Source organism: Stenotrophomonas sp. YJH_SMC_12-1, from assembly GCF_059370935.1.
Window position 1 is genome coordinate 136,785 of the sequence record NZ_JCAFUD010000002.1, and the last position, 19,989, is coordinate 156,773.

At 65.9% G+C, this 19,989-nt stretch carries 24 protein-coding genes and 1 tRNA gene; 2 read left to right on the top strand and 23 right to left on the bottom strand.

The features are described from left to right. Positions 1 to 106: 106 nt before the first annotated feature. Together AC5P8Y_RS04095 and AC5P8Y_RS04100 are read left to right on the top strand one after the other, a co-directional pair. Positions 107 to 181, top strand: a tRNA-Val gene (locus tag AC5P8Y_RS04095). A 232-nt stretch (positions 182 to 413) separates the two neighbouring features. After that, on the top strand, positions 414 to 794 hold the full coding sequence (locus tag AC5P8Y_RS04100; protein WP_049403312.1) for a tautomerase family protein: 381 nt from the start codon (positions 414 to 416) through the stop codon (positions 792 to 794). 30 nt (positions 795 to 824) lie between these two features. On the opposite strand, the gene AC5P8Y_RS04105 is transcribed toward AC5P8Y_RS04100, so the two are convergent. The 23 genes from AC5P8Y_RS04105 to AC5P8Y_RS04215 all read right to left on the bottom strand — a co-directional run bounded on the left by AC5P8Y_RS04105 (position 825) and on the right by AC5P8Y_RS04215 (position 19,828). Beyond that, a complete protein-coding gene (locus tag AC5P8Y_RS04105; protein WP_111188202.1) occupies positions 825 to 1,898 on the bottom strand; it encodes a phage late control D family protein in 1,074 nt (357 codons plus the stop codon). After that, positions 1,889 to 2,104 (bottom strand): tail protein X, encoded by a 216-nt coding sequence (locus tag AC5P8Y_RS04110; RefSeq protein ID WP_005408322.1) that lies wholly within the window; start codon positions 2,102 to 2,104, stop codon positions 1,889 to 1,891. The genes AC5P8Y_RS04105 and AC5P8Y_RS04110 overlap by 10 nt, the downstream gene beginning before the upstream one ends. Continuing rightward, on the bottom strand, positions 2,088 to 2,555 hold the full coding sequence (locus AC5P8Y_RS04115) for a phage tail protein (protein WP_005408323.1): 468 nt from the start codon (positions 2,553 to 2,555) through the stop codon (positions 2,088 to 2,090). Before AC5P8Y_RS04115 ends, AC5P8Y_RS04110 begins: the two co-directional genes overlap by 17 nt. 2 nt (positions 2,556 to 2,557) lie before the next feature. Next, positions 2,558 to 4,978: a phage tail tape measure protein gene (locus AC5P8Y_RS04120; RefSeq protein ID WP_111188201.1), complete on the bottom strand. Its 2,421-nt coding sequence runs from the start codon at positions 4,976 to 4,978 to the stop codon at positions 2,558 to 2,560. 120 nt (positions 4,979 to 5,098) lie between these two features. Beyond that, positions 5,099 to 5,389 (bottom strand): phage tail assembly protein, encoded by a 291-nt coding sequence (locus tag AC5P8Y_RS04125; protein WP_005412456.1) that lies wholly within the window; start codon positions 5,387 to 5,389, stop codon positions 5,099 to 5,101. A gap of 80 nt (positions 5,390 to 5,469) precedes the next feature. Beyond that, on the bottom strand, positions 5,470 to 5,973 hold the full coding sequence (locus AC5P8Y_RS04130; RefSeq protein WP_005412457.1) for a phage major tail tube protein: 504 nt from the start codon (positions 5,971 to 5,973) through the stop codon (positions 5,470 to 5,472). Between the two features lie 2 nt (positions 5,974 to 5,975). After that, positions 5,976 to 7,178 carry a phage tail sheath C-terminal domain-containing protein gene (locus tag AC5P8Y_RS04135; RefSeq protein WP_495201842.1) on the bottom strand — a complete coding sequence of 401 codons (1,203 nt, stop codon included), beginning with the start codon at positions 7,176 to 7,178 and terminating at the stop codon, positions 5,976 to 5,978. Positions 7,179 to 7,284: 106 nt separating this feature from the next. Further along, a complete protein-coding gene (locus AC5P8Y_RS04140) occupies positions 7,285 to 7,911 on the bottom strand; it encodes a hypothetical protein (protein WP_353949657.1) in 627 nt (208 codons plus the stop codon). Between the two features lie 34 nt (positions 7,912 to 7,945). Continuing rightward, complete coding sequence (locus tag AC5P8Y_RS04145; RefSeq protein WP_111188199.1) at positions 7,946 to 10,147, bottom strand: tail fiber domain-containing protein; 2,202 nt, start codon at positions 10,145 to 10,147, stop codon at positions 7,946 to 7,948. A 7-nt stretch (positions 10,148 to 10,154) separates the two neighbouring features. Next, entirely contained in the window at positions 10,155 to 10,703 is a 549-nt protein-coding gene (locus tag AC5P8Y_RS04150; protein WP_258391685.1) for a phage tail protein I, read from the bottom strand. A gap of 223 nt (positions 10,704 to 10,926) precedes the next feature. Then, entirely contained in the window at positions 10,927 to 11,823 is an 897-nt protein-coding gene (locus AC5P8Y_RS04155; RefSeq protein ID WP_049403304.1) for a baseplate assembly protein, read from the bottom strand. A gap of 2 nt (positions 11,824 to 11,825) precedes the next feature. Next, a complete protein-coding gene (locus AC5P8Y_RS04160; RefSeq protein ID WP_005408332.1) occupies positions 11,826 to 12,164 on the bottom strand; it encodes a GPW/gp25 family protein in 339 nt (112 codons plus the stop codon). A gap of 52 nt (positions 12,165 to 12,216) precedes the next feature. Further along, complete coding sequence (locus AC5P8Y_RS04165; protein ID WP_024956108.1) at positions 12,217 to 12,807, bottom strand: phage baseplate assembly protein V; 591 nt, start codon at positions 12,805 to 12,807, stop codon at positions 12,217 to 12,219. After that, positions 12,804 to 13,358: a hypothetical protein gene (locus tag AC5P8Y_RS04170; protein ID WP_111188197.1), complete on the bottom strand. Its 555-nt coding sequence runs from the start codon at positions 13,356 to 13,358 to the stop codon at positions 12,804 to 12,806. Before AC5P8Y_RS04170 ends, AC5P8Y_RS04165 begins: the two co-directional genes overlap by 4 nt. 352 nt (positions 13,359 to 13,710) lie before the next feature. Next, positions 13,711 to 14,088, bottom strand: coding sequence for a hypothetical protein (locus AC5P8Y_RS04175; RefSeq protein ID WP_111188196.1), 378 nt, complete (start codon positions 14,086 to 14,088; stop codon positions 13,711 to 13,713). Then, positions 14,085 to 14,570 carry a glycoside hydrolase family 24 protein gene (locus AC5P8Y_RS04180; protein ID WP_111188195.1) on the bottom strand — a complete coding sequence of 162 codons (486 nt, stop codon included), beginning with the start codon at positions 14,568 to 14,570 and terminating at the stop codon, positions 14,085 to 14,087. The genes AC5P8Y_RS04175 and AC5P8Y_RS04180 overlap by 4 nt, the downstream gene beginning before the upstream one ends. Next, positions 14,567 to 14,917, bottom strand: a complete 351-nt coding sequence (locus tag AC5P8Y_RS04185) for a hypothetical protein (RefSeq protein WP_005408337.1) — start codon at positions 14,915 to 14,917, stop codon at positions 14,567 to 14,569. The genes AC5P8Y_RS04180 and AC5P8Y_RS04185 overlap by 4 nt, the downstream gene beginning before the upstream one ends. After that, entirely contained in the window at positions 14,914 to 15,342 is a 429-nt protein-coding gene (locus AC5P8Y_RS04190) for a helix-turn-helix domain-containing protein (protein WP_231522231.1), read from the bottom strand. The genes AC5P8Y_RS04185 and AC5P8Y_RS04190 overlap by 4 nt, the downstream gene beginning before the upstream one ends. A 355-nt stretch (positions 15,343 to 15,697) precedes the next feature. Beyond that, positions 15,698 to 16,081: a hypothetical protein gene (locus AC5P8Y_RS04195; protein WP_033835195.1), complete on the bottom strand. Its 384-nt coding sequence runs from the start codon at positions 16,079 to 16,081 to the stop codon at positions 15,698 to 15,700. Positions 16,082 to 16,233: 152 nt separating this feature from the next. Continuing rightward, complete coding sequence (locus AC5P8Y_RS04200; protein ID WP_033835196.1) at positions 16,234 to 16,872, bottom strand: deoxynucleotide monophosphate kinase family protein; 639 nt, start codon at positions 16,870 to 16,872, stop codon at positions 16,234 to 16,236. Between the two features lie 41 nt (positions 16,873 to 16,913). Continuing rightward, positions 16,914 to 17,141 carry a hypothetical protein gene (locus AC5P8Y_RS04205; RefSeq protein WP_033835197.1) on the bottom strand — a complete coding sequence of 76 codons (228 nt, stop codon included), beginning with the start codon at positions 17,139 to 17,141 and terminating at the stop codon, positions 16,914 to 16,916. A 74-nt stretch (positions 17,142 to 17,215) separates the two neighbouring features. Beyond that, positions 17,216 to 17,491: a DUF7696 family protein gene (locus AC5P8Y_RS04210; RefSeq protein WP_111188193.1), complete on the bottom strand. Its 276-nt coding sequence runs from the start codon at positions 17,489 to 17,491 to the stop codon at positions 17,216 to 17,218. Then, the gene (locus AC5P8Y_RS04215) at positions 17,492 to 19,828 is read right to left on the bottom strand and encodes a VapE domain-containing protein (protein WP_288419270.1); all 2,337 of its coding nucleotides are present in this window, start codon (positions 19,826 to 19,828) and stop codon (positions 17,492 to 17,494) included. Positions 19,829 to 19,989: the final 161 nt, after the last annotated feature.

Genomic DNA, 19,989 nt, shown 5'->3' on the forward strand with positions numbered 1-19,989 from the left:
CGCCGGGCCATGCGGCTGCATGCCTCGAAACGCCCGTGAACACGAATGTGAAAAAGTGTTGACGGCCTCTGAAAAGCCCCTATAATGAGCGGCTCAGCAACACACCGGGCGGTTAGCTCAGCGGTAGAGCATTGCCTTCACACGGCAAGGGTCACAGGTTCGATCCCTGTACCGCCCACCATGTTGTAGAACGAAAGAAGCCTCCAGAAATGGGGGCTTTTTTGTTGCCTGACCATCAGCGCGGCTTTCCGGCATCGTTGGCAGCGCGACTCACCGGCTCCCTCAACCGCGCGAGGCGCTCGGGGGACGCACTTCACCGATGCGGGCACAGGATTCCATCCATGCGCTGTTGCGTGGTTCACGGCTAGCGTACTCTCGAGGCAGTGCCGTGGCCCCATTCCCTGGACTGCCACATGCCGCTCGCCCGCATCGATCTTCGCAAAGGTAAACCCGCCGACTACCTGCAACGCGTCGGCGAAACCATCTACCAGGCCATGCGTGCGGTCGGCGTGCCGGAGAACGATCGCTTCCAGATCTTCCAAGAACACGAGCCAGGCACGCTCATCTACGACCCCGGATACCTGGGCGTGGACCGGACCGACGATTTCATCTGCATCCAGATCACCTGGAACGAAGGGCGTACGCTGGAGCAGAAGAAGGCGTTGTACGCCGGCATCGCCGATGGACTGCACGCGGCGGTGGGCATCCGCCGCGAGGATGTGTTCATCAATCTTGTTGAAGTAAAAAAGGAGAACTGGTCGTTCGGTAATGGCGTGGCGCAGTACGTGAGTTGATGCGCGGAAAGCACCACGCATGGCGTGAATCTACACCTCGCTGCCGACCTGTTCGCCTTCGCTGGCCGGGGCATTGCTGGCCGCTTTCACTGCGTCGGCGCTGTTGGGTTGTTCGCATTCGATGCGGGTGACATAGCCCTCGCTGCCGATGCTGTGCTCGGCACGCTTGACCAACCACTGGCCATCCACGCCCTCGCGGAACCCCTGCATCACCACGGTGGCTTCGGCCATCAGTGTTTCGCGGCCGGGCAGGGTGTAGCTGAGCGTCCGCGTCTGCCGTGCCTGTTCGCGATGCTTGGCGCGCGCCGCCGCCTCTGCGCTCTCCCGGTCGGCATAGGCCATGCGCAGGCGCATGATCGGTTCACCGCTGCCGACCTTCACTTCCTGGCGCTTGGCACTGCGCACGTCGCGGTAGTACGCAATGGTGGTACCGGCATCTTCGCGTGCGGCAAGGGTTACCCGATAGTCGCTGCCATCGGCCGGGGTGAGGGTGACATCGGGAATGCGCTCGCCGCTGGCGCTGGTGGATTCGCCCCGCTTCACGAACACCAGGCGCCCGGCTCCGGGCTTGGCGATGGCATCGTGCTGTTTGGCCAGGCGCAGCAGCAGGTTCATGTCCGACTCCTGCGACTGCACCGTCAGCGGCAGCACGATGGACGCCAGCGATGCGCTCACCGCTGCGTTCAGCCCATGCTCGCCGGCCATGCGTCGCACCATGTCTCCGATCGTGGTGCCCTTCTTCCAGGTGCGTGTCTTCTGCGTCTGCAGGTCGCTCTTGCCTCCCTTGCTGGTCTCGAACGGTGCCGCCCGGGCGCGCAGCGTCATGCTGCCGGGAAAGCCGGAGATCTCCACCTCGTCGCAGATGTACAGGCCTACGCGCCGCACTTCGCCGTCATAGCCGATGAAGGCCTCCAGTTCCGCGCCAACCGGTGGCAGCTGGACCGGATCGGACGGATCGTGGTCGGCCAGCTGCAGTTCCAGCGTGTCGGACGTGTTGCCGGTCTCGTCGGTGATGCGCAGCGACTTGAAGCGCGCCATGATCTTGTCGGTGATGTCCTGGCTGTTGGCCACCACGCGGAAGGCCGGTGTGATGTTCAATCCCACAGGGCGACTCCCTTGCGCTCGCTGGCCGGGCGCTGCACCTCCGGCAGGGTGATCGCTACGCCGGCAGGCAGTACCGGGCCGCGTGCGGCCAGGCCCGGGTTGGCATCGAACACCGCGCGCAGGATGGCCGGTGACTGCTCGCCATAATGCGCGTACGCGATACGATCTACGACGTCGCCGTCGCGGGTGCTATACGTTCGTGCCATTGCTGTGCTTCCGCAGTGAAAGGGTGAATTCCTGTTTCAGGATCGCGCTGTCGGCGGTGAACTCGCTGGCGGTGGCATCGATCTTCTCGATGACCCACAGGCCCAGGTTGCCGCCTTTGCCGGTCAGCAGTCGATGAGGCGTGCCCTGCGCGGCCAGTTTGCGCAGCTGTGAGAGCTCATTGCCGGCGCCGCGGAACTGGTAGTAGATGACGCCCGGCAGGGTCATGCTGGCTGAGCCCGGTCCGGTGTACTGCAGGGCCGCCATCTGGCCGATGCGGTCCTGCGCCTGCCAGCGATACTCGTTGGATTGCTGGATCTCCCGGAAGACCGCGGTATTGAGGCTGAACTTGAAGCCGCCCAGCATCAGCAGGACCGGGGCGTTGCCGGAGTCATTGGCTTTGAACTGCGACAGCAGCTTGTCCACAGTGCCGGTTACGAATTCGCGTTTCATGCTCAGTTCCTGTCTGCCAGGCCACCACGGGCGGCAACCGCGTTGCGACGCTGCAGCTCGTCGGCCGTGCGGCGCGCCACCGCTTCGCTGGATTCGCCTGGCTGCTGGTGGATGGTGATGTGGTTGGTCTGCTGCTGCTGCACGGTGGTGGCGCTGCGCGGGGTGGGCGAAGGCATCTCCGGTGCGGCACGCCCGGCCGGCGTACCAAAGGCATTCGGCATGCGTGGCTGCACGCTGGCGCTGTGCATGCTGGCGGGCGCCAGCATCACCGGAGGCAGCTGTATGCCGCCGTTTGCGCGTATCGCGCCGTAGGCATCAGCCGCGGTGTTCACACCAAGCGCGATCTTGTCCTTGGCGGTGCCCAGCACGCCCCCGACCTTGTCCATGATGGTGCCCACCACCTCCATGAAGGGGGCGATCTTGGCCATCATCGTGTCGATCACGCTGCTGACCTTCGCTGAAACCCAGTCCCAGGCGCTGCCGAAGGTGACGACGATGAATCCAGCCACCGTGCCGATGACCTCACCGATCATCCTGAAGACCTCGGCGACGAAGCCAGCGACCTGGATGACGGCGCGGAAGTTGAACATCAGCGCTTCGCCCACGAGCTTGCCGATCTCGCCCACGCGGGAGAGTTCGTTTCCGGTGTACTGCGCCGGGGCCAGCATCCGCGACAGCCAGTCCCAGGCCTGTCCCAGCAGGGCACTCACGGCCTCCCAGGCCGGACGCAGCGGCGCAACGGCATTCATCAGCTCTCCCATCGCGGAGGTGCCCGCGCTGCTGAGACCTTCCCATACACCGCCCAGGAAGGCCTTGATCGGCTCCCAGTACTTGCGGACAAGCAGGGCACCGGCAGTGAGCGCGGCCACAGCTACCGCGATAGGGCCGCCACCAATGGCGCCCACTGCGGTGGCGACGACGCGGAACACCGAGGCGATACGCATGGCCATCGGCCCGAAGCGCCCCAGCTGTGCCAGCAGGCTGCCGCCACGGAACAGCTGGAAGGCCTTCTGCACGCCCAGGATCGGGCCCTGCAGGAAAGTCCAGGCGTAGCGAGCGCCGAGCACCGCCGTGCGCATGCCCAGCATGCCGACCACGATCTGCGTGGTGTTGGCGATCAGCTTCGGGTTTTCATGCACGAACGAGGTAACCCCGTTCAACAGCTCGGTCAGCTTGACCGCGGCCTCGCCCACCGCGGGCAGCAGTGCCGCACCGAAGGCCTTGGACAGGTTATCCACGGCGATCTTGGCACCTTCGATCTTCTGCGGATCGGTCTGCATCGCATCGGCATAGGCCGCACCGGTGGTACCCGCCGATCCATTCAAGGCCTTGTCGCGGACACGGATGTAGGTATCCCAGTTCTCGATCATCGGCTGGACGAAGTTCTTCGCCTGTGCATCGCTGAACAGGGTGCCGATCTTCTTCTGGTCGCCCGCGGTCGCCTGGATGATTCCCTGCATCGCAGCGTCGAAGGGATTGCCGCCGCTGGTCTGTGCATCGCCGATGATCTTGTGCAGATCCAGGCTCAGGCTCTTCTTGGCCTTCTCCTGAATGTCCGGCGAGAGCACCTCGGACATGAAGCTCTTCATGTTGCTGGCGGCCTTGTCGGCGCCACCTGCCGAGTCCAGCGTGGCTTCCAGTGCCGCACCCAGCGTAGCCGCCGCCGATGTGCCCTGCAGCTTCATCGCCTCGAACGAGGAACCCAGCACCGGCAGCACCTGGGCCATGTCCTTCAGGCCCAGGCTGCCCTGCTGGCTGTTCACCACCAGCACGTCCAGCGCGTTCTGCATGCGCGAGGGATCGATATCGAACGACTGCTGCAGGGCGGCCGCAGCTTGGGCCACATCATCGATGCTGGCACCGGTGACGGTGGTGGTCCGTCCAACGGCGCCGAGGCTGGCCTGCGCGGACTGTGCGTCCATGCCGGCCGCTACCATCAGCTTGATCGACCGCTGCAGATCGTCGGCGCCCTGGTTGGTTGCACGCGATTGCTGCAGGATCGCTTGGCCTAGCGCACTCACCTGCGCGCGGCTGAGGTTGGCTGCCACGCCGATCTGCTGGTTCTGGCGGGCGAAGCCGGAGGCGTTCTCGACCGGCTTGGCCAGTGCGGTGACGGCGGTGCCGAGTGTGCCGCGCGCTGCCTTGAACGAGGCGCCGAGTTTCTCGCGCTTCTCCAGGTTGGCGGTGCGCTTGGCTTCGACACGCTCCAGCGCTTCCTGAGAGGCGCGCAGCGCATCGGCTTGCGCGCGCATGCGGGTGTATGCGGTGCCCGACTTCTTCATCGCGGCGAGCTTGAGCTCCAGCTTGCCGGCTTCATCGCCGAGGCGCTTCACGCCATCATTGGCGAAGGACAATGCGTCCTTCAGCGACTTGGACACCTCACCGCCGATCGTGATCGTTGTCGTTTGAACGTTACTGGCCATGTACCGGCAATCCCTGAATCCACCAGATGAACTTCGACACCCGCAGTGTCATGATTTCGCGCAGGCCCCAGCCGGTATGACCGGCCAGAGCAAGCACTCCCTGCCTGATCTGTGGCAGGGTCAGGTGGTAAAAAGCGCGACGCCTGCCTGCAGCCGGGCGTAGTCGCGCAACGGCATCTTGCGCACGTCGTCCGGCGAGATCTCGCACAGGTTGGCGATCATCCGCACCTCACGCTGGGCGTCGCTGCCCTTGTCGTCCTGGTAGCGCTCCATGTCTTCCACGGTCGGCTCGCGCATGCGCAGCACGGCGGTTTCCATTCCATTGACCTGGCGCGGACGGGTGAGGGTGATCTCGGCAAAGCCATCGCGCTCGATGACGGTGTCGGTGGGGGTCTTGGTCTTGCTGGACATGGATGCGTTCCTGGAATGCGATGCGGTGCGATGGATGCGGGGGCGCGAGGCGCCCCCGGGTTCTTCGGTGCGGCGTGGGCTCAGATGCCCAGCGCGCCGCGGATGCCGGCCAGGACGTCGACGCCACCCTGGCGGGCGATCATGTTGACCACGTCGATCTCCTGCACGACCTGGGCACCATGGGTCAGCTTGTAGTAGCTCAGCGCCAGGCTGACCTTGATCGTGCCCTTCTCGCCGACCTTGGTTTCGCCACGGTCCAGCAGCTTCACCTTGCCGCGCATGTTGTGCACGACCTGAGTCACTTCGCCGTCGTCGCCTTCCAGCGCCTCGCGGGCGGTGAAGCCGTATTCCTTGCTTTCGATGACGTGGAACTTGCTCATGATCTCCGCGTCGTCGGAGGCGAACTCCACATCGGCGGTCAGCTTTTCATGGCCGAGCACGATCTCGGTCGGGGCCAGCATGCCGCCGGCCTGGAAGTCCTCGGTCTTCAGCGACAGCTTGGGGGCGGTGAAGGACATCACGCTGCCGGCATAACCCTTGCCGTCGACGTAGAAGTTGAAGTTTTTACGGATCTTGCGCGCCATGCTTAGAAGATCTCCGAGACGTAGTTGTTGTTCATGTGCATGCGGAAGGTCAGCTGCTCACCCGGGTAGGTCGGAGTGAAGTCGAAGTCCCAGTAGAAGCGGCCCTGGGCCACGCTGTCCGCTGCGTTCAGTTCCGGGTCGATCCAGCAGTTGCCGCCGAGGATCGCGCCCTGGGTCTTCAGGCCGCGCAGGAAGGCATTGACGCCCTCGCGCACGTCATCGACGTAGGTCTTGCTGATGCCGCGGTCGACGGCCCACAGGTGGGCGGCCTCCAGACTGTCGGCGATGATGTCGGCGGTGCGTACCACGCACAGGAACTGCCACTTCGGATCGATGCTGGTGGTGCGGTTGCCCCACAGGCGGAAGCCCCCTTCGCGGATGACCGTGGCCACGTTGGCCTGGTTCAGCAGGTTGGCGCGGCTGGTGGCATCGGACAGGCCGAAGTCGATCGCACGCGCGGTACCGACCACGCCGTTGAGTTCCAGGTTCGACGGCGACGCCCACCAGCCGCGCTCGTTGTCGCTGCGGGCGATGGCACCGGCCACGGCACCGGAGGCATGGCGGGTGACGATGGCATCACCGGACTGCACCAGCAGCGCGGGGTCGACCACGTAGACGCGCTTGGAGCCGGTCAGGGCGGCGGTGGACTTGGCGGCGTCGTCGTTGCTGTTCGGGCCATCCTTGATGATCACCGCGCGCAGCTTCTCGGCGATGCCGAGCAGTTCCGCTACGACCGGGTTGGCCAGCACGGCCTCCGGCTTGGCCGGATCGGCCGGGTGCACATGGGTAAAGCCGGGTGCGACCAGGATGCGCGGCTTGACGCCGACGATGGACTTGGCGGCCAGCAGCGCATGCACGCCTTCGTAGGCGCCGGTCTGGGCGTTCACGCCGCCCAGCACGTTGGCCAAGGTGGCGCATTCATTCGCGCCCTTCTCGACGCGGACGACGACGACGACGGCACTGGACTGGTCGAAGATCGTGTCGAGCGCACCGGGCAGGGTGCCGGCATCGGTGCCGGTGGTCGCCGACAGCTTGGCGGCCTGCGACGGCGAGGTCACCAGTACGGGCGTGTTGACGGGGAACGCTTCGGTGTCGGCCAGCGGTGCGGTGCCGACGATGCCGATCACGCTGCTGGAGGCGATGGCAATCGATCGGGCACCGGTATCGATGTTGACGACCTGTACGCCATGGAGAAATTCGGTCATTCGGGGTTCTTCCTCGGTGTGGGTGTGTGCCGGCTTGTGCAGGCGACGGGGTAATGTTCGGAGAATGTGGCGGTCGCGATAATTGCAGCGGTGGCCCGATGTGCAATCAGTACCAGCCCGAGACGGCGACGTTGGCGTATACGGTTGAAACCTGAGCGGGGCTGCCGGAACGACGGAGATGAACGGCTATCTCAACCGTGATGCTCTCGTACATGGAAGATGCCGCAGGAATGCTGATGGATACGGTTGCCGAGCGCGATGTCGCAAGTGAGGAGAATGACGGTGCGCTTGTGCTGAACGAAGCAGCCCCTGTGTTGCTGGCCGTGAACTGCACTTCGTACTGGCCGGGATTTGCACCCGCCGGTGCCCAGCGACCGGAATCCACCTGGGCGGTGGCATCGTTACCACCGCCGTAACTGTTGCTGTGGACGGTGAAGTTGCCGTCGGACAGCAGGCTGATCTGCACCGACGCCGTGACATCGCCGAATGAGTTTGTTTTGGCGCCATTGCCGGCTGAGTAGTCCTTGCCGTGGAAGGGCAGCCGGTAGCTTGCGGTGCCCCGGGCCGCCCACAGGTTGGATACGTCCATTCCATTGATGCGATGGCCTACGTCGGCACGCTTGCTGCCGTACTGGATGTGGGCGTATCGGCGGCTCAGGTCGGTGCCGCCGATACGGCGGCCCGAATCCTGCGCCAGTGGACCTTCAACGTACGGATCGAACAGGTCGTCCAAGTCGACACCGGAAGAGCGATATCCGCTGGGCATGTCAGCGCTCCGCTTTCAGTGCGCGCACTTCGGCGGCCAGTTCCTGGATGGCCTTGGCCATCACCGGCAGCAGCTGGTCGAGCTTGACCGATGCCACGCGCTCACCCTGGAACTCGACGCCTTCCAGGTCGACCGCTTCCGGCACCAGTTCGGCAAGCTGCTCGGCGACGAAGAACAGGCGACGGCGACCGTCGTCGTTGTACTCGGGTTTGTAGTGGCCGGCTGCAAGTTCCATCTTCTCTACAACAGCCAGACCGTAAGAGAGTTCGCCATCGATGTTCTTCAGCTTGCGCGAAGATCCGAAGTCGTAACCACCCGTCGTAGTGAGCGCGCCGTTACCACCAAGGATCATTGCTGCACCCATGCTGTTCGGATAGGTGCTGATGCCCCACTGCATGGTGCCGGCGGCCATCCACCATCCACCTTGGATGGAGTTGTCCAGCATGCCGAATCCGCCGCCGAATGAACCCTCCGAAGTGAAGCCAAAACCTGTGATGCCGGTGGCGGGGTTAGTGAACTCCGGCGTAGTAGTCACTTGTCCCGAGTTGGACATGCGGATACCACGTCGCAACGAGGGGTTGTAGAAGTGGAAGCCGTTGCTGATCGCATGCATTTCCGCGAAGCTGCTGCTGTCACCGGTGACGGCTTCAATCGTTGTACGTGGATAGCCGTTGAGAGTCTGCGAGTGGAATCGGATGCCTGGCTGGGAATCGCCCGCAGCACGGAACAATGACGGCCCGCTCGCGAAAATTCCGGAGTTGAAGTTGTGCCGCGTGCCGTAGTAGTTCATCGGCACATATGCATCGACAGCTGGGTTGGTACCCATGATGCACGGGAATCCGTCCCCGGAAACAGTGATGCGAACTTTATTGCTGGCTGCCGGGCCAGCGGTGATGTGCGAGAGATTCTTCAACTCGCCGGTCATCGTGTCGCCGGCTTTGCTTACCTTGCTTGCTGGATCGAAGTTTCCACTGGTCCAGACAGTGCCGCCCGCATTGAGCATGGCGGTGTATCCGCCTGCCGCGTTGGCGAAAGTGAAGTTTGACCCGTTCTTGAAAATGTAGGAGTTGGTATCGCCGAGCACGAGTACGCCGTCGTTGGCCACACCATTCCATCCATAGGAACGAAGCGAGTTTCCATTCACGCCGACGTGCCCGGTGAACGTCCCGCCACTCTTGTCCATCTTCGCTTCAGGCGCGAAGTTCCCGGCATGCCACATCGGCGAGCCGTTCCAGCGCGGCGTGTCGCCATGCTTGATGGTGATTTCGCTGCTGGCACTGCGGTCCGCGCTCCATACGCGCCACAGGCTGGAATTTCCCCAGCCGCCAATGAAGGACTGCTCGGCACCGGCGGCACCGAAGCCCAGCAACGGATACGTGCCGCTGATGAACTGCTGGTCGGTGAACGTGTTGCCGCCCCTGGACGCCTTGCCATCCAGTGCCGACTGCAGCCCGGTCACATCGGCAATCACATGCTTGTGGCCCACGGTGGCGAAGTCACCGGCCAAGGCGAACTCGGAGGCGTGCCTGCCGTCCAAGGTGTCGGCGTCCAGGCCGTTGCCATGCCCGGCGTCCTTCAGCGCGGCGCTCTTCAGTTCCAGCGCAGTGCGCGCCGCCGCGGTGTTCGCCGCAGACAGCAGTGTCTTCGCCAGCGCGGTCGGGGCGCTGGCGCCGAAGCGCTTGTCGGTGTAAGCACGCATGCCACGCGGAGTCACCACGCGCTGTGTGTCGGTCGCATCTTCGGCTTCGGTGGTGGTGGCCAGCTCGACCACGCCGACGACCTCGGTGGTGGCCGGTGGATAGAGGAAGCCGGCATCACCGAACTGGATCTGCGTCGTGTCGATCCCGCTGAAGCGTGTGTCGGTGGCCAGCAGCAGCATCGATGCGGCCGACTTCTCCATGATCGGATCGGCTTGGCCGTAGCTGGCGAACAGCGTACCGTCAGCCAGGTACAGGCCGAAGCCGCGCAGCGTGTAGGAGGTGGCGCTGTCATCGCGGATGGTGACGTGCACGGTGTCATCGCCCACGGCCTGGCCGCCGAAGGTGGCGACGCGCTTGATCTCGCCAGGCAGTGCAGTGAGCCCCGCCGACGGCACGAAGGCAGTCGAGGTCAGGCCGATCTGGGTGATCAGGACGGCGTTGGTGCCGGTGTTCGGCGGATTGACCAGCTTGGCGAAGCCGGCATCGGTGATTTTCAGGCGCATGCGGGGGTTACTCTCCGATCAGTTGAAGGCGGCGGAAGGCCGTGGCGTGGGCGGCTGCAAGTGCGCCGACGGCGGCGTCGGTCTGCATGCCCTGGGTAAAGGTGAAGTGCGAGCGCACCGGCTTGGTCCGGGTGATTTCGCCGATGACGTCCTCGACGAACATCGCCGTGGCGGACTGGCCATCCTGGTTGGCGATGGTCATCACCGCTTCGAAGGTGTGCGGCGCGCCCTTGGGCTGCAGCTGCCACCACTCGCGGATCAGCACCGATCCACCGAACGCGGCCACCACGTCGCGCACGCTGCCGGCGGTGCCCTTGCGACGCTGGATGGCGATGGCCGTACGCACCCGGGCGCGCTTCACGGCTTCGGGCCAGTAGGCCTTCCATTCGTCCACCGACAGCGCCCAGGCCAGCCAGGGCAGCAGTGCGGTCGGACAGCGGTCGGCATCCCACAGCGCGGTGATGTCCACCGGCAACGGACTTGCAACGATGGCGCGGGCAAGCGCGCGCTCGGCATGGGTGGCGTTGGTGGGTAGCAGGTTTGCCGCCGAGGGCACCACCACCTGGGCGTCACCATCGATGACCTCGCCGGGCGCCGGTGCAGCGGCCAAGGTGACCCTGCTGCCCTCGATGACGCTGCCCTGCAGCGGCTGCCGCCCCCGTGCATCGGTGCGGTACACCGCCTGCAGGCTCGCCAGCGCGCCGCCGGGGTGGCGGAAGGTGCGGTTGCGGCCATCGATCGCGCCGCGCAGGCGCGCGTTGATCAGGCGCGTGCTCGGCTCATTCATCGGTGCCGCCGTGGGTCAGGGTCACGCCGGCGCAGTGGGTGGCCTGGGTTCGGTTCACCACCACATCTGCAGCCGGATGGACGATCTCCACGCGCTGCACGCCCTCGGCATGCAATGCGGCGAACAACCCCGAACGGGTGACATCGCGGCCGAGGCGATGTGACTCGCTGATGTAGCGGTCCAGGCGGGTGCGCGCTTCGGCAAGCACGACCTGCGAATCCGGGCCGGCAAAGGTGAACAGCGTGGCGTCGACCGAGTAGGTGACGATCGTGGCCGGCTTCACCAGCACGTGGTCGGTCAGCGGTCGCACGTCATCGGCGCTCAGCTTCGCCTCGACGATGTCGAGCAGGCCCTGGGTGGCGGTTCCATCCGCTTCGCGCGACAGCACCGAGACCACCACTTCGCCGGGGGCGGGACTGGTCGCACTGGCGTCGAGCACGCGCGGATCCGCGCTCAGCGCATGGAATACATAGGCACCTTCCGGCCCTGCCACGCTGAACCCTTCCGGGCCCAGCTGGATGCGACGGCGGAAGTCCTCATCGCTCTCATATCGCGGTGGAACGCCTTCCTGCGGCCTGCCCGGGTCGAGCACCTGGCGGACGACGCCGAAGATCGCGGCGAGGTGGTCCAGGTCGCTGCCACCGGCATAGGCCAGCATCACGCCACGCGCGGCGTCGTTGACACGCTGGCGATCGAGCAGGCGCAGGTAGGTGCAGACCTCCAGGATCTTGAAGGCCGGGTCCGACGGCAGCAGCGCGTCGAAGGTGGGATCCAAGGCCTGCAGTGCGGTCAGCGATTCATCGAACATGGCTTCGAAATCGAGCACTTCGATGACCGCCGGTGCAGGCAGCTGGGACAGATTGACACTGGTGAACGAGCCGGATGCCACGGTTAGCGAACCTCGATTCCTTCGATGGTGATGGCCTCGCCGTCCGGCAGGTGGATCCCGGTCACTGCCAGGATCATCACGCCAGGGGCGGGGAGGGAGACGTCGACGTTCTCGACGTGGAGACGCGGTTCCCATCGCGCCAGCGCGTCGACGGTGGCCGCGATCAGGTCCATGCGCAGCGAGCGGTTGGTCGGCGCATCGATCAGTTCGAATACGCGTGAACCGTATTCGCGGCGCAGTACGCGGGAGCCAAGGGGTGTGGTGAGAATGTCACGCACGGACTGGTGGAGATGGGCGAGCCCATCCAGTGATTTGCCGGTGTTGGCGTCGATTCCTCGCATGGCCTCTATCGTCGTGGAGTGCGGGTTTTCAGGGCATTGCAGGCGTGGCCGCTCAGGCCTGGGCCGGCGTGGTCGGGGCGGTTGGGCCCTGTGCGGTGTGCTTGTGTGCCTTCAGGCCGATGGCACCGGCCTTGACCTCGCCCGGTGTGCTGATGTCCTTGCCGGCGCTGATCGCGCCGCTGACATCCAGATCGCCGGTCGCTTTGATCGAGGGTGTATCGAGCACGATCGATTCGCTGGCGATCACCTGTGCATTCGCGCAGGTGACGATGACCTTGCCGCTGCCGACATGGACGTTGAGCGTGGTGGTTTCCTGGTCGTACTCGACGCTGCTGCCGTCGGCGAACTCGGTGCGCTGCCGCAGGCGCGAGTCGGCCGGCGGCGGAAAGCGGTCCTGGTACAGGCTGCCGAGTACCAGCGCCTGGCCGGGGTCGCCATAGGGGCACGCCAGTACGACCTGCTCGCCGGGTTCGGGTGCGCACCAGGTGCGTACGCCCGGTCCCGCGCCGCGTTCCAGCCAGGGAATCCAGTCGGTAAGCATGCCGTCGGCATCGACGCGAACGCGTCCGTTTGCCTCGTCCAGTTCGCGTACCACACCGATCATCAGCAGGTTGCCGATCAACCGCGCGTGTTCGGCGCTCATGGTGCACGCTCCGGCAATGGCTGGTAGCGGGACTCATGGACGCGGCCGATCTCCGGCGCGAAGCTGTAGCACGCCTGCGGCACCACGCCACCGGCGTCGTCCCAGGGGTTGTCGCCCAGCGCGACCGGCAGTGACCACTCGACGATCCAGGTGCGCAGGCCCGGCTGTGCCGCCGCGGGGTCTTCCGGCAATGCTGCAATCACATCGATCGCACCGCTGGCAACGCCGGGGAAGCGGCCGAGCTGGTGCAGCCAGGTCGCCAGGGCGAGGGCCGCGTTGCGCAGCTGCAGCACTGTGGTTGCATCGGTCGCCGGCAGCGCAATGCGCGCTTCGAAGCGCAGCGCGGCCTGCAGCAGGCCACTGCCATCATTGTTGTCCCTGCTGCGGTCACAGCGGGTCATCGCCAGCAGGCAGGCCGGCAGCGGCATCCCCTCGGCGTTGGCGTCGCGATGGAACTCGACGCTTGCAAACCCGGGAAAGCGTGCGCGGATCGCGGCTTCGATCGCGGCAATCAGCGGATCGAGCGTAGGAGGGAAGGGATCGTTCGCCATGTCAGCTCATGCAGGGAAGGGAAGAAGGGCGTGGCCTGTGCGGCGCGCGCGGTCTGCAGCCAGTGTTGCCATCACCGCAGTGGGGTGGCATTGCAGGCGTGGCCGTATCCGGCAGGCTCAGTGCGCGGGAGTGGCGCTGCTGCCGCAGTCGGCGGGTGCTGCCGGCGCGGCGCCATTGATGGTGATACCGCGCTGGTTGCCGAGGCTGCACAGCAGCGCACTCAGCTGGTCGGCCAGCGCGTGGTACTGCTGTGCGACGGCAACGTGATTGCGCAGCAGCGCGTCATCGCTGGCTGCGTGCAGGTCCGGCAGGCGGGGTGGGGGAAGCAGCTGGGCAGGTGCGATGCTGAGGTCAGCGCGGCAGGGCGTGGCCGGCGTTGGCCTCGCGCCAGATGCGCACGAACTCAGCGTCAGCGTCGCCGCGATCACGACCAGGAGTCTTGGCATGGGTTTCGATGTCCCGTTGCAGGGTGTTGAACTGTTCGGTGTGCCGGGCCTGGTGGGCCAGGCGCTGTGATTCGGCCTGCGCGCCTGCGGCGCTGTTGGCGAGGGCCTGCTGGTACGCGCGCTGGACTGCATCGGTGCGGGCCTCCTGCTGCGCTGCCCGGGTGGTGGCAACGGCAAGGTCCGCAGTGCGGTCGCGCAGGGTCCATCCCAGCCAGGCGCAGCTCGCGTGACTACCGGCAAGGACCAGCAGCCCGATGCCCAACCTCAGTGCCCCGGGCGTCACTGCAGGGCTCCGCCGGCGGCACGGTACGCCGCGCGCAGTGTTTCCAGTGCGTGCTCCTTCTGGCCGTAGCCGGCGCCCGGCAGCGATGCCCAGATGCGCCGGGCCGCGGTGACGGCGGCATCGAAGCGTCCCAGCCGGATCAGCTCGTAGGCACCGCACTGTTTCAGCAGGGCGACTGCTGCACGGTCCTGGGAGACTGGCCCGAAGTCAGGAAGGCCCAGTCGCGCGCGCAGGTCATCCCAGGTGCTGCGCAGGAACTGGTAGCGGCCGGCGGCGCTGGATTTGATGCCATAGCGTGGCAACGACACCAGCACGCGGGGATGGTCGCGGTAGTCGGTGAACAGCTGGCCACCGACGATGACGTCGTAGCCGCGGTCACGTGAGCGCTGGTTCGGAATGTCGGTGCCTTCGGACACCGCCAGCATGTCCAGGAATGAGGCGACGTTGGTGCCACCGAGGGCGCTGGCTGCAGCGGCGGTCATGCGGCGGCCCCCGGCTGCTTGCGCACCAGGTTCAACAGAGCATCTATCTGTACGCTCTGCTGGGCGATCTGTGCACGCAGGGCGCTGACTTCACCGCGCAGCTGCCCGATCTCCTGGGCCATTGCCTCGCGCTCGTGCATCAGCCCATCAGCGCGTGTACGTTCGGCCGCGAGCTGTTCCTGCAGGGTGCGCAGGGTGTTGCTGGTGGCTTCATCGGCGGTGCGGTCGACCTTGGCCGACGACAACCACTGGCGCAGCCACAGCGACACCGCGATCAGCACGCCCGAGGTCCCGCCCAGGTACTTGGCCCAATCCGGCACGCCGGCCAGCAGGTCGCTCTCGTTCATGCGCGTGCGTATCCCTTGAGCAGGGCCGGGTGGACAGCCGGTGGCAACGCGGTGCGCGCACCGCGCAGGGCGCGCTTGATGGTGGTCTGTGAGACGCCGAACTCACGCGCAACATGGTCGCGTGGCATGCCGCTGGCGACCGCGCGGGCAATCTGCTCGCGGCGTTCGTGCGCGCCGGCAGCGAAGCAGGATGCCAGGAACAACAGTTCGCCGCCGAAGTGCGCGACCAGCCGGTGGGCGACGTCGTGGCCAAGGATGTCGATCAGCCGGTGCTGGTCGGGCAGGGTGGAGGGGACGTAGACGATGACGCGGTGACGGCCGGTGGTGCTGGAGGTGGTCGGCGGCCAGGCACGCACCAGCGTGAGGGCTGCGGATTCGCCGATGACCTCGGCCAGGGTCTGGATGCTGTCGGGCAGGGCGTTCATGGAGGATGTCTTCAGTGGCATTGATCTCCACTGTTGCCATCCCGCATGACCAGTCAACACCTTTCATCTACTTTTATATCGGTGCGCTGAAGACGTTCAGTCGTGCGTGAGGAGGGGGGAGGAGCACGACACGCCTGCTTGCAGTGAGCCGAATCCGCTTGCTCTGGCCGCTGGTGTTTTCCTGTACATCCGTACTCGTTGTCCTCACCTGGCAGGAACAGAGGCAGATCAAGGGGATGGGGCAGGTACAGGGTGAGGACGGCCACCTGCCACACAGCCTCATGCGCCGTGTACTGGCCGGAAACGAAAAAGCCCCGGACGATGCCGGGGCTTCAGGACTGCAGGGGGCGCTGGATCAAAGATCGAACACCAGGTTGCCGCCGGTCTTGCGGGGGATGTACCCGGCGTCGCGCAGCCAGCGTGCGGCGTTGACCTGGTCCATGCGCTTGACCGGGAAGCGGTTGGCGAACATCAGGAAGCGCGCCACGGTGATCGACTCGCCCTTGCCCTTCAGGGCCGCAAGGGTTTCGACGAACCATGGCGCGGGCGGCTGCTGGCTGCCCGGGCGGGCCACGGTACGCGTCTGCTGGGCGCTGCCTGCGCCTGCCCGGGCAGTGGCCAGCGTGCACAGCGAGATGAAGATCGCATCCAGGCTCACGATGTCCTTGCTGCCCTTGGGCTGGGACTTGAACAACTCGATGGCCTTCAGGCGCGTCGACGTGAACTGTTCGACCTCCATGGCGTTTCCTCTTTGCGAAATGGGTTGGGGATGCAGGGTGACGACAGGTGTCGTCGGTGATGGGGGATGACCTTACATCATTTTCGCCGATGATGGGTCGGGGCCTGCGCTGGGTTCGGGGGATGGACCGGATGGCGGGCCGGCATTCCGGATCAGATCACACCGCGCGAACGCAGCTGGTCCAGCGATCTGCGGACCAGATCGGCCGCGGTGCTGTCATTGTCGACTTCGATGTCGACCAGCTCATGCGGTAGCGGCTGCTCGCTGGCATGCGGGTCGCTGCTGCGATGGCCTGGGCGATTGACGCGGATCACGACACCACCACGACGGCGGATCGCGCGGGCCTCATTGGCGAAGCGGACGTCGGGTACCAGCCCGCCCTCGGGCAGGCGTGCGAACAGCGAGCGTACCCACAGCTCGGGATGGACGCGGTCACGCCCCCACTCGGTACCGGCGGTCTGCATCAGTTGGCGCGGGGTGAGTTCGGCCAGCCAGTCGATGGCGTCCTCCTTGCGGCTGTCCAGTTCGTGCAGGGAAAGCCCGAGGAGGGAGGCGACCAATTGCCGCAGTGGGGCCGCGAAGCTGTCGCATGGCAGTGACAACGCCGACGCCAGTCCATTGGCGAGTGTGTCCTTGCCCGAGCGCTTGCTGCCGGCGATGCCGATGTAGAGCGGCACACGAGAGCGTGGCGCCGGCCGCAGGGCAACGCTGCCCAGTGCAGGGCCGGCACGGAACGCGGCCAGTGTGTCGGCAATCAGGCGATGACCGCTGTCGAGGGAGGCGGGAATCATGCGGAATCTACTCCTGGAGAAATGCGGCAGGTGCCGGAGGATCAGGAATCGCGACCGACGACGCTGCGGGCGCGGAGGATGCGCTGGGTGATGTGCCCGCCCCGGGCCGCCGCGGCGATCGGGTCAAAGCACAACATGGCGGTGCGGGTACGCCGGCCGGCAGCAAGGTGGTCGCGGATGGTCCGCTCGGACAGCACCGGTACCCGCTGGTGGATCTGCTGCACGGTCAGCTGCTCACCTTCGAAGGCATGCAGTCGGGGACGGGACATGGCGGAAGCGCTCCTGGAAGGTGGCGGGCCGATACCGGCATCTTGCCCCTGTAGACGCCTCTAGTCAACACCTTTCATCTACTTTCATCATGATGCGGTTGGGCGGGCGGGCTGGCGATCCACAGCCGCAATGCCGCTGCTGCCAGACGCTCACGCTCAACCGGGCCGCGTGCGGCCAGGACACCCTCGAGATACTGTTGGCGGTGCCGGCGCGGACTGACCACCGTCCAGCGCCCGTCGGTGCCCACGCGCCGGTAGCCGTCCAATTGCAGCAGGCGACGTGCTTCGCAGTGCAGGCGCCAGTCGCCGCTGCTGCTGTCAACGTCGCGACCATCGTGGAGGCGCGGCATCTAGAACGGCCCTGCCGCGTGCTCGGCCAGACTGCGTTTGCGCTGTGGCATCAGCCAGACCTTGGCGCGCTCCTTGCCCACCACACGGGTGCGCACACCATGCCGCTTCACCACGTAGGCGGCGGCCTCGTTCACCTCGCGACGGTTGGGCCTGTCGATGCCCACCGCGATGACGATCTCGGTGGCGCGGTAGTGCGCGCTCCAGTGCTCGGCAGGGAGCGACCAGTCGAAATGACGATCGATCAGTTCGGCGATCGGCGAGATGGGCTCGTGTTCGCTGTTAGTGGCATTGAGCGCATCCAGTTCCTCGGCACTCAAGTGCCAGGTCTCGCCACTGCAGTACAACGCATGGGCCTCAGCCCAGACCTGCTGCATGTCGATCCGCGCCGGTTCGCCCAGCGCCACGGCGTGCACGGTCCACCAGCGGGTGTTGCCGGTGGCATCGCGGAGGAAGCGTTCGTCGTTGACACTGGCAAACAGGATGGTGCGCCGCGCATAGCGGGATTCGGTGCGAGCGTAGGGGCGGCGGATCTCGTCATGGCTGCGCGAGATGAATGATTTCAGCGCCGCGATATCGGTACGGCGGAAGGTGGCATCGACTTCGCCCAGTTCGACGATCCACTTGGAGATGACCTGCTTGACGCTGTCCTTGTTGGCCGGATCGAGCACCACCCCGTCAGCGATCAGTTGCAGCTCCGCCGGCGCCAGTTGCCGTGCCCAGCGTGTCTTGCCCAGGTTCTGTTTCGAGACGAACGTCAGTACGCCGCGCGCGACCACGCCATCGGGCTCAAAGGCGGCCGCCACACCGGAGATCAGCCAGCGCCGCATCAGGACTTCCTTCAGCACGCGGCCGTCGGCCATGCGCGTGGGCTGGGCTTCCAGCACGGTGTCGAAGAACGCCTGCAGGCGGGTCTGGCCATCCCACGGCCGTGAGGTGATCCAGCTGGCGACCGGGTTGTAGGGATTGGCTTCGGCCACCTGGCACAGGTTGGTCTCGAAGCTGGCGGTGGCCATGCCGGCGCGGTGCATGCAATCCATCACTTCGCCCGCCGCGACCTCCTTGGCGTTGTCCACGGTCGTCTGCAGCCCAGGGACCAGAATCTCCAGATCCTTGCGGATGACGTTGTAGCGCACGGTCACACCGGTACGACGGCACAGCTCGGCCAGGTTGCGGGCGGTTGGCAACGGCCGCCCGCGCGCGTTGGTATCGGGAAACGGGGTGAAGGCATCGAATGCGGACAGGTTGCCAGGCACCTGGTAGCGCGCGCTGGCCGATGACGGCGCATCGTCCAGTGCCACGTCGTCGCCCCCTGCCGGCGGCATGGGGGGCAACAACTGGGCACGCACGGTGTCCAGCCCCTCGCGCAGATGCAGGTCGTTGAAGTCGGTAGGGCGGTCATCGTCGCCATGCAGCGTGGCGAACTCGGGCCAGACCACGCGGGCATCGATGTCCGCGGCAGCCTGCGTGGCCAGGGTGACGCCAGGGTTGTCCAGCGGCTGCCGCGTCCACTGATCGTTGTCGGCACACAGCACGAATGACGCGTCCGGCATGGCGCCGCGCCAGGCCCGGGCAACCGCGCCAAGGTTGCCTGCATCCCAGGCCACCACCACGCACCAGCCCGTGGCCTGGTGGATGGATCCGGCGGTGGCATAGCCCTCTGCAATGGCGATCGGTTGGCCAGGGGCCGGCTTGCCGATGACATGGAAGCAGCCTTGCTTGCGGCCACCGGAAAGGAAGTCCTTGTCGCGGCCAAGTGCTGGATCCACGCGGGGAAAGATCGCCTGCAACGAGACGATACGGCCCGCGCTGTTCATCACCGGCACCAGCAGGACATTGTCGATATGGCGGAAGACCAGGCCATCGCTGTTGCGCACCGGCCATGGCGCCACACGCAGGCCATGTGCGTGGATGCCCTTGCGTACGAGATACGGGTGGTGGGCATCGGCAGGAATGGCACGGTTCCACAGCACGTTGGCCGCCTTGGCGGCGGCGTCCTCGCGTTCGCGCTGATGCCGTTCGCGCTCGCTGCGGGCCGCCTCCTGGCGTTGCCTGATGGCACGCTGCTCGGCGGCGCTCAACGCGGTCGGCGACTTCGCGCACCAAGCATGGCGGGTGCCGGTCCGCCAGCTGCCGAACTCGCCGGCCGGCACGTGGTCTCCAAACAACACCGCCCAACCATTGCGCGTGCCACGACGGTCGCCTTCCACATGGAAGCGCACCAGCGTGCCATCGGCGTTGAGCGCGTCGCGGCCGCGCGCGTCCGGCACGATGCCGTGCGCGTGCATGGCCTGCAGGAACGCGGGAACGATGTCCTGCGTGGGATGCGGTGTGTGCATTCGACAAGGCCCCTGGGAACGTGGATCGGTCCACGGCGGCCGATGGCGGCCAACGTGCTGTGCAGTGTCCGGCGTGCGCAGGTCACGCAGCGGCCGACCGACGCAGTGTGGTCAGGATGTGATGGGAGTGGTGATACGGTCATAGTGTCGGAACGGGGCTT

Bases quoted from the DNA above. Each gene is read 5' to 3' on its own strand.
- AC5P8Y_RS04195 (WP_033835195.1), bottom strand. From the start codon at position 16,081: ATGGAGGTCGAACAGTTCACGTCGACGCGCCTGAAGGCCATCGAGTTG.
- AC5P8Y_RS04100 (WP_049403312.1), top strand. From the start codon at position 414: ATGCCGCTCGCCCGCATCGATCTTCGCAAAGGTAAACCCGCCGACTAC.
- AC5P8Y_RS04145 (WP_111188199.1), bottom strand. From the start codon at position 10,147: ATGCGCCTGAAAATCACCGATGCCGGCTTCGCCAAGCTGGTCAATCCG.
- AC5P8Y_RS04165 (WP_024956108.1), bottom strand. From the start codon at position 12,807: ATGAGCGCCGAACACGCGCGGTTGATCGGCAACCTGCTGATGATCGGT.
- AC5P8Y_RS04190 (WP_231522231.1), bottom strand. From the start codon at position 15,342: ATGAACGCCCTGCCCGACAGCATCCAGACCCTGGCCGAGGTCATCGGC.
- AC5P8Y_RS04130 (WP_005412457.1), bottom strand. From the start codon at position 5,973: ATGGCGCGCAAGATCCGTAAAAACTTCAACTTCTACGTCGACGGCAAG.
- AC5P8Y_RS04160 (WP_005408332.1), bottom strand. From the start codon at position 12,164: ATGCGAGGAATCGACGCCAACACCGGCAAATCACTGGATGGGCTCGCC.
- AC5P8Y_RS04200 (WP_033835196.1), bottom strand. From the start codon at position 16,872: ATGATTCCCGCCTCCCTCGACAGCGGTCATCGCCTGATTGCCGACACA.
- AC5P8Y_RS04125 (WP_005412456.1), bottom strand. From the start codon at position 5,389: ATGTCCAGCAAGACCAAGACCCCCACCGACACCGTCATCGAGCGCGAT.
- AC5P8Y_RS04110 (WP_005408322.1), bottom strand. From the start codon at position 2,104: ATGGCACGAACGTATAGCACCCGCGACGGCGACGTCGTAGATCGTATC.
- AC5P8Y_RS04115 (WP_005408323.1), bottom strand. From the start codon at position 2,555: ATGAAACGCGAATTCGTAACCGGCACTGTGGACAAGCTGCTGTCGCAG.
- AC5P8Y_RS04215 (WP_288419270.1), bottom strand. From the start codon at position 19,828: ATGCACACACCGCATCCCACGCAGGACATCGTTCCCGCGTTCCTGCAG.
- AC5P8Y_RS04205 (WP_033835197.1), bottom strand. From the start codon at position 17,141: ATGTCCCGTCCCCGACTGCATGCCTTCGAAGGTGAGCAGCTGACCGTG.
- AC5P8Y_RS04185 (WP_005408337.1), bottom strand. From the start codon at position 14,917: ATGAACGAGAGCGACCTGCTGGCCGGCGTGCCGGATTGGGCCAAGTAC.
- AC5P8Y_RS04135 (WP_495201842.1), bottom strand. From the start codon at position 7,178: ATGACCGAATTTCTCCATGGCGTACAGGTCGTCAACATCGATACCGGT.
- AC5P8Y_RS04120 (WP_111188201.1), bottom strand. From the start codon at position 4,978: ATGGCCAGTAACGTTCAAACGACAACGATCACGATCGGCGGTGAGGTG.
- AC5P8Y_RS04180 (WP_111188195.1), bottom strand. From the start codon at position 14,570: ATGACCGCCGCTGCAGCCAGCGCCCTCGGTGGCACCAACGTCGCCTCA.
- AC5P8Y_RS04210 (WP_111188193.1), bottom strand. From the start codon at position 17,491: ATGCCGCGCCTCCACGATGGTCGCGACGTTGACAGCAGCAGCGGCGAC.
- AC5P8Y_RS04170 (WP_111188197.1), bottom strand. From the start codon at position 13,358: ATGGCGAACGATCCCTTCCCTCCTACGCTCGATCCGCTGATTGCCGCG.